The sequence below is a fragment of the Dietzia sp. CW19 genome (genome assembly GCF_014145265.1).
Taxonomy (GTDB): Bacteria; Actinomycetota; Actinomycetes; order Mycobacteriales; family Mycobacteriaceae; genus Dietzia; species Dietzia natronolimnaea.
Window position 1 is genome coordinate 1 of record NZ_JAALEE010000130.1, and the last position, 7,271, is coordinate 7,271.

At 69.4% G+C, this 7,271-nt stretch carries 4 protein-coding genes; 1 reads left to right on the forward strand and 3 read right to left on the reverse strand.

Features of this window, described 5'->3' with window-relative positions:
• Nucleotides 1-108: 108 nt before the first annotated feature.
• From G6021_RS04490 to G6021_RS04500, 3 genes are all read right to left on the reverse strand, one after another.
• Complete coding sequence (locus G6021_RS04490; RefSeq protein ID WP_182616362.1) at nt 109-1,209, reverse strand: ABC transporter substrate-binding protein; 1,101 nt, start codon at nt 1,207-1,209, stop codon at nt 109-111.
• 252 nt (nt 1,210-1,461) lie between these two features.
• Nucleotides 1,462-3,651, reverse strand: a complete 2,190-nt coding sequence (locus G6021_RS04495) for a 3-hydroxyacyl-CoA dehydrogenase NAD-binding domain-containing protein (protein ID WP_182640747.1) — start codon at nt 3,649-3,651, stop codon at nt 1,462-1,464.
• Between the two features lie 41 nt (nt 3,652-3,692).
• Nucleotides 3,693-4,904 (reverse strand): acetyl-CoA C-acetyltransferase, encoded by a 1,212-nt coding sequence (locus G6021_RS04500; RefSeq protein WP_182640748.1) that lies wholly within the window; start codon nt 4,902-4,904, stop codon nt 3,693-3,695.
• 190 nt (nt 4,905-5,094) lie between these two features.
• Between G6021_RS04500 and malQ the strand changes: the two genes are divergently transcribed.
• Nucleotides 5,095-7,260, forward strand: coding sequence for a 4-alpha-glucanotransferase (gene malQ, locus G6021_RS04505; protein WP_347238913.1), 2,166 nt, complete (start codon nt 5,095-5,097; stop codon nt 7,258-7,260).
• Nucleotides 7,261-7,271 lie beyond the last annotated feature (11 nt).

Sequence of the window (7,271 nt, forward strand, 5' to 3'; positions counted from 1 at the left end):
CGACCAGCAGGCCACCGGTCAGCATCCGGGTGGTCCCGCCGGTCGGCCGTGCGGGTCGGGAACCAGGCGAGGGGCGCTCGGCCCGCTCGCGCCGCTCCGCTGTGAGCGTCACAGCGCGTCGGGGGCGTAGAGGGCCACCGCGAGCGCGTTGAGCACCGCGGGGGTCCTGGTTCCGAACGACAGCACGAGGTCGTCGTTCATCGCGACGACCCGCTGGTTCGCACCGGCCGGCGTCTGGGCCAGGGCCGGGAACTTCTCGAGCAGTCCGTCGACGCCACCGACGGACTCGAGCCCCTTGCTCATCATGACGATGACGTCCGGCTGAGCCGCGATGAGCCCCTCGTCGTTCGCCGGCTTGGCGCCCTTCCACCCGACCTCGGTCGACACGTCGTATCCGCCGGCCGCGGTGATCAACTCGTCCGCACCACTGTCCTGGCCGAACATGTAGTAGACGCCGGCGGATCCACGGGCGTAGAGGAAGACCGTGCGTAGCCGCGCGGTCTCGGACCCCGGCACGATCGAGGCGATCGACTCCTCGGTTTCCACGATCTTCGCGCGGGTGCGCTCCCCCAGTTCGCGCCCCAGCTCGGGCACGCCGAGCCCGTCGGCGACGGAGTGGGTCAGTGCCTCGACGTTGTCCGGGGACCGGTGGGAGTCGACGACGACGACGGGGATCCCTGCGTCACGGAGCTGCAGGATCACGTCCCACGGACCGAGCGAGGTGTCCGTGATGATCACACTGGGGTCGAGCGCGAGGATGGCCTCGGCGTTGAGCTGATGCCCGTCCTGCGTCACCAGGGGCCGATCGGAGATCTCGGGGAAGGCCGACGAGACGTCGCGGCCGATCACGTTGTCCCCCAGCCCGAGTTCGAAGACGATGCGGGAGAGCGTCCCGTAGACGTCCAGGGGCAGGATACGGGAGACGTCCGCGACCTCGACGACGGTTCCCTGGTTGTCCGTGACCACGGCCGGCAGCTGCGGAACCGGGTCGGTCGTGACGGGGTCGACCGGGTCGTCGACCAACTCCAGCGAGAGCTCGCCGGCGAAGGATCGCGGGTCCGCGGTCGCCGAGACCTCGGACGCCAGAGGGATCCCGGAGATCGTCTCGGGGTCGCCGCCGAGCCCGGTCGCGACCCCGCACGAGGTCAGCGTGAGAGCCAGGATGGCGGCGACGGCCAGCGGGAGCGAGCCTGAGCGCTGTCTGAACATGCGGCAACGATAGCACTGTAACCAAGGCGAGCCTAACCTTTGCATGGGAAGGCTTACCTAAACACCGTATTCCCAGCGTACGGCGATTTCCGCGCTCGACTCCGATCCCCAGATCCTCGCCCATCCGGGACTGAGAACTCTAAGACCGTGCCTACGTTCGCGGCGGAACGACGAAAGGCGGCCGCCCCCGGGGGTTCCCGGGGGCGGCCGCCTCTACCGCGTGTCGAGCGGACCGCTCGGCCGGTGGCCTGTTCAGTTCTGCTCGGCAGCCGCCTTCTTCAACGACTCGGTGGGCGCGAAGCGCTCGCCGTACTTGGCGGCCAGTTCCTCGGCTCGGGCGACGAAACCCTTGTAGCCCGAGGCGACGTGCTCGCCGGGTGCGGCGTAGTTCTTGGCGTACTGGCGGGTCCCGCCCGTCCACGCCGGGAACCCGATGCCGATGATGGACCCGATGTTGGCGTCGGCGTCGTCGACGATCACGCCCTCGTCCACACACTTCTGCGTCTCGAGCACCTCGGCGAACAGCATGCGGTCCACCAGGTCCTGCAGCGGGGGCGCGTTCTCCGGGGAGGTGTCGAACGCCTCCCGCAGGCCCGGCCAGAGGCCGGCGCGCTTACCGTCGGCGTACTCGTAGAAGCCTGCGCCGGCGGCACGGCCGGAACGCTCCAGCTCCTCGACCATCTTGAGGATCACCCGGTCGACCGCGTCGGGCACGAACTCCTGCCCGGCGGCCTCCGCCGCCTCGCGGGTGGCCTGACGGATCTTGACCATCAGGTTGAGGTTCAGCTCGTCGGACAACTGCAGCGGCGCCGCCGGGTATCCGGCGATGCGACCGGCCTGCTCGATGGTCGAGGGCTCGATGCCCTCGGCCAGCATCCCGATGGCCTCGTTGACGAACGTGCCGATCACGCGCGAGGTGTAGAAGCCACGGGAGTCGTTGACCACGATCGGGATCTTGCGGATCTGCAGGGTGAGGTCGATCGCCTTGGCCAGCGTCTCGGGCGTGGTCTTCTCGCCCGAGATGATCTCCACGAGCTGCATCTTGTCGACCGGGGAGAAGAAGTGCAGGCCGATGAAGTCCTCGGGCCGCTTGACGCCGGTCGCGAGGTCGGTGATGGGCAGGGTGGAGGTGTTGGAACCGAGCAACGCGTCGGGGGCGACGATGTCCTCGATCTCCTGGAAGACCTTCCGCTTCAGGTCCGGGGACTCGAAGACGGCCTCGATCACGAGGTCGCAGCCGGCGAGGGCCTGCGGGTCCGTCGTGGGTGTGATGCGGGCGAGCAGTGCGTCGGACTTCTCCTGGGTGGTGCGCCCACGCTCGAGCGCCTTGGCCTCGATGCTCTCGGAGTACGCCTTGCCCTTGTCGGCGGAGGCCTGCTCGACATCCTTGAGCACGACCTCGATGCCGGCCTTGGCGCAGACGTAGGCGATGCCCGCGCCCATCATGCCGGCTCCCAGGACTCCGACCTTGGTGAACTGCGTCCGGGGGATCTCCGAACCGTCGGCGGCCTTGGGCCGCGCTCCCCCCGAGGAGCAGTGCTGCATGTCGAAGAAGAAGGCCTGGATCATGTTCTTGGCCACGACGCCGGTCACCAGCGAGACGAAGTAGCGCGCCTCGATCTTCTCCGCGGTGGCGAAGTCCACCTGCGAGCCCTCGACGGCCGCGGCCATGATGGCACGCGGCGCCGGGGAGGGCGCGCCCTTGGTCTGCTTGCGCATGTTCGCGGGGAAGGACGGCAGGACGCCGGCCAGTGCGGGGTCCTTGATCGTGCCGCCGGGGAGCTTCCACCCCTTGCGGTCCCACGGCTGGGTGGCCTCGGGCTCGGTGCCGATCCACGCCTTGGCGGCGTCGATCAACTGCTCGGGGGCCACGACCTCGTCGACGAGGCCGGCCTCGAGCGCCTTGGCCGGCGCGAAGGACCGACCGGACATGAGGATGTTGGGCACGGCCTGGGCCAGGCCGAACATGCGGACGGTCCGGACGATCCCGCCGCCACCCGGCAGCAGACCGAGGGTGACCTCGGGCAGGCCGACCTTGGCGCCGCGGGCGTCGGCCATGACGCGGTGGTGGCACGCGAGCGCGAGCTCGAGGCCGCCACCCAGGGCCGCACCGTTGATGGCGGCCACGACCGGGACCCCGAGGGTCTCGAGGGCGCGCATCCGGCCCTTGATCTCCATGGACCGCTCGAACAGCTGCTCGGCGTCCTCGGGGCCCGCCGTGATCATGGACTTGAGGTCGCCGCCACCGAAGAAGCTCTTCTTGGCGGAGGTCAGGACGACGCCCTTGATGGAGTCCTTCTCGGCCTCGATGCGGCCGACGGTCTCCGAGAAGTCGTCGATGAAACGGGCGTTCATGGTGTTCGCGCCGTGGTCGGGGTCATCCATGGTGAGGGTGACGATGCCGTCGCCGTCCTGCTCCCACCGGAACATGTTTTCGCTCACTGGTTCTCTACTCCTCAAGGCTGTGGTGTCGGTGGTGCGGATCAGACGCGCTCGATGATGGTGGCGACTCCCATGCCGCCGCCCACGCAGAGCGTGATGAGGGCGCGCTTGCCGCCGGTCCGCTCGAGCTCGTCGAGCACGGTGCCGGTGATCATGGCGCCGGTCGCACCGAGGGGGTGGCCCATGGCGATCGCTCCGCCGTTGACGTTGAGCTTCTCGTCGGGGATGTTCATGTCCTTCTGGAACCGCAGGACGACGGAGGCGAAGGCCTCGTTGAGCTCCCAGAGATCGATGTCGTCAGAGGTGAGGCCGGCGATCTCGAGAGCCTTCTTCGCTGCCGGGGTCGGGCCGGTGAGCATGATGGTGGTGTCGGCGCCGGAGGTGGCCGCGGCCACGACACGGGCGCGCGGCGTCATGTTCATCTCCTTGCCGGCCTTCTCCGAACCGACCACCACGAGCGCGGCGCCGTCGACGATGCCGGACGAGTTGCCACCGTGGTGGACGTGGTTGATCTCCTCGACCCAGTGGTACTTCTGCAGCGCGACGGCGTCGAAGCCACCCATGTCGCCGACCATGGCGAACGACGGCGTGAGGCCGGCCAGCTTCTCGACGGTGGTGCCCGGACGCATGTGCTCGTCGTGGTCGAGAATGGTGACGCCGTTGATGTCCTTGACCGGGACGACCGACTTGGTGAACCGGCCCTCCTCCCACGCCTGGGCGGCGAGCCGCTGCGAGCGCTCGGCGTAGCGGTCCACGTCCTCGCGGGTGAAGCCCTCGAGGGTGGCGATGAGGTCGGCACCGATCCCCTGCGGGGAGAAGTACGTGTCGTAGTTGGTGGCCGGGTCCAGGGCCCAGGCCCCGCCGTCGGTGCCCATCGGGACACGCGACATGGACTCGACGCCGCCGGCGAGGACGACCTCGTCCCATCCGGAGCGGATCTTCTGGGCGGCCATGTTGATGGTGGTCAGGCCGGATGCGCAGAAGCGGTTGATCTGTACGCCGGCCACGGTGTCGGGCATCTTGGCGGCCAGCGCGGCGATGCGCGGCAGATCCATGCCCTGGTCACCGAGGGGGGTGACGATTCCGTAGATGATGTCCGAGATCCGGTTCTCGTCGAGGTCGGGGAACCGACGCCGCATTTCTTCGATGAGACCGACGACCAGGTCGATCGGCTTGACCCCGTGCAGAGCGCCGCCAGGCTTGCCCTTGCCTCGCGGAGTCCGGATGGCGTCGTAGATGAATGCCTCGGTCATGGGTTGTCCACGGCCTTTCTCTGGGCGGAACTGATACGTGTTCGAACTCAGGTTACGTTGTCCACCCAACGCGCGCGGAGTGCGGTCCGTTTTTGTCGACCCGCACCCCGCGCGCTCCGATGGCACAGTGGACCGTGACTGTCCGCGGCGTCCCGGCAGGGGCGCCGCCCGACCCGACGCGAGGACCCCCGTGACCGTGACCGACGCCGTACCCCCCGCCCTGGTCGAGCTCGCCGAGAGGTGTGGGGTCGCCACGAGCTACACCGATGCGCGCGGAGTCCGACAGGACATCACCGCCCGGACCCTGCGCGCGGTTCTGGCCGCGATGGGCGTCCGGGCCGGCGATGACGACGACGAGAGCGGCACCACGGCCCGTGAGGCCCTCGAGGAGAATCGTCTGCGGCCGTGGCGGCGGGTGCTCCCACCGACGATAGTGGCGAGGCGGGGGGCGAGCGCCAGGTGCGCGGTTCATGTCCCACGCGGTGCCACGGTGACGCTGTCGGCCCATCTCGAGGACTCGGCCGCACCGCTCGATGTGGAGCTCCCCGACACCCCTGCCGAGTCGATGGAGGTCGACGGCGTGCTCGTCGACCGCGTCGAACTCGACCTCCCCGCCTCCCTCCCCCTCGGATGGCATCGGCTCGTCGCCGTGGTCTCCGACCCGTCAGCTCCCGGATCCCGGACGGTCGAGTCCACCCTGCTGGTGGCCCCGCAATCGATACCGGTTCCCGCGGACCTCACGCGACGCCGCGCGGCCGGTCTGGCCGCGCAGATCTACCAGGTCCGGTCCGAGCAATCGTGGGGGGTCGGGGACCTGGCCGATCTGGCCGACCTCGCCGGCTGGGCGGGCCGGGACCTCGGAGCCGACTTCGTCCTGGTCAACCCGATGCACGCCGGGGAGCCGTTCCCGCCGGTGGAGCCGTCCCCGTACCTACCCACCACGCGTAGGTTCGCCTCGCCTCTGTATCTCCGTCCCGAGCAGATTCCGGAGTACACCGCCCTGCCGGATGAGGACAGGCGGAGGATCGATGATCTCGCGCGGTCACAGCACCCGCACAACTCCCGGGACACCATCGACCGCGACTCCTCCTGGAGTGCCAAGCTCGATGCGCTGCGGATGGTGTTCTCGGCTCCCCTGTCGGATGATCGGGCCCGGGAGTTCGACGCCTTCGTCGTCGAACAGGAACCCGGTCTCCATCGCTTCGCCACGTGGTGCGCGCTGGCGGCCGAGGCGGGCCCGGACTGGTCGCGGTGGCCCGAGAATCTCCGGGATCCGGACTCCGACGCGGTGGCGCGCTACGCGCACGACCACGCGGAGGAGGTCCGTTTCCACCAGTGGTTGCAGTGGCAGGTCGCTCAACAGCGTGCAGGGGCGCAGAGGGCGGCCCTGTCGGCGGGGATGCGTCTGGGCATCCTGCACGACCTCGCCGTCGGGGTTCATCCCACCGGCGCCGACGCCTGGGCCCTCCACCGCTCACTGGCACGCGGGGTCACCGTGGGCGCGCCGCCGGACGCCTACAACCAGCTGGGCCAGGACTGGTCTCAACCCCCGCTGCGACCGGACGCGCTCGCCGAGGATGGCTACCGACCGTTCCGGGACATCGTGCGCGCTGCGCTGCGGGACTCGGGAGGGATCCGGATCGACCACATCCTCGGGCTCTTCCGACTCTGGTGGATACCGTCGGGACTCGCGCCCACCGAGGGAACCTATGTGCGCTACGACCACGAGGCGATGATCGGGGTCCTCGCTCTGGAGGCGTCACGTGCCGGAGCCGTGGTCGTGGGAGAGGACCTGGGGACCGTCGCACCGGGGGTTCGGGAGGAACTGTCCGAGCGAGGAGTCATGGGAACCTCGGTGATGTGGTTCGAGCAGGAGGATGGCCGGCCGACGCCTCCGGAGGACTACCGGCGACTGTGCATGGCCTCGGTGACGACCCACGACCTCCCCCCGACTGCAGGTTATGTCGATCTCGTCCACGTCGACGTCCGCGAGGAGCTGGGCCAGCTGACGGGCGATGCGGAGCAGGAGCGCCTCGATGCCGCGGCCGAGATCCGTTCCTACACCGAGGCGGTCAGGCAGCGCGGTCTCCTCGAGGGCGACAGCCCGGAAGACCTGGTGGTGGCGCTCCACGCCTTCCTGTCCGCGGCGCCCTCTCTCCTGTACGCCGTGTCCGTCGCCGACCTGGCTGGAGATCGCCGGCCGGTCAACATGCCGGGGACGTCCGAGGAGTACCCCAACTGGCGTGTCCCGCTCACCGACAGCCGGGGTGCGGTGGTCTCCGTGGAGGGACTACGTGACTCCGGCCTTGCGGGGCGGGTGTGGGGCGCGGTGGCCGGTGAAGGTGGGGTGGTATGACGAGAGCCCCC

Excerpts from the sequence above, each read along its gene's own strand:
- G6021_RS04500 (WP_182640748.1), bottom strand. The coding sequence starts at position 4,904 with ATGACCGAGGCATTCATCTACGACGCCATCCGGACTCCGCGAGGCAAG.
- G6021_RS04490 (WP_182616362.1), bottom strand. The coding sequence starts at position 1,209 with ATGTTCAGACAGCGCTCAGGCTCGCTCCCGCTGGCCGTCGCCGCCATC.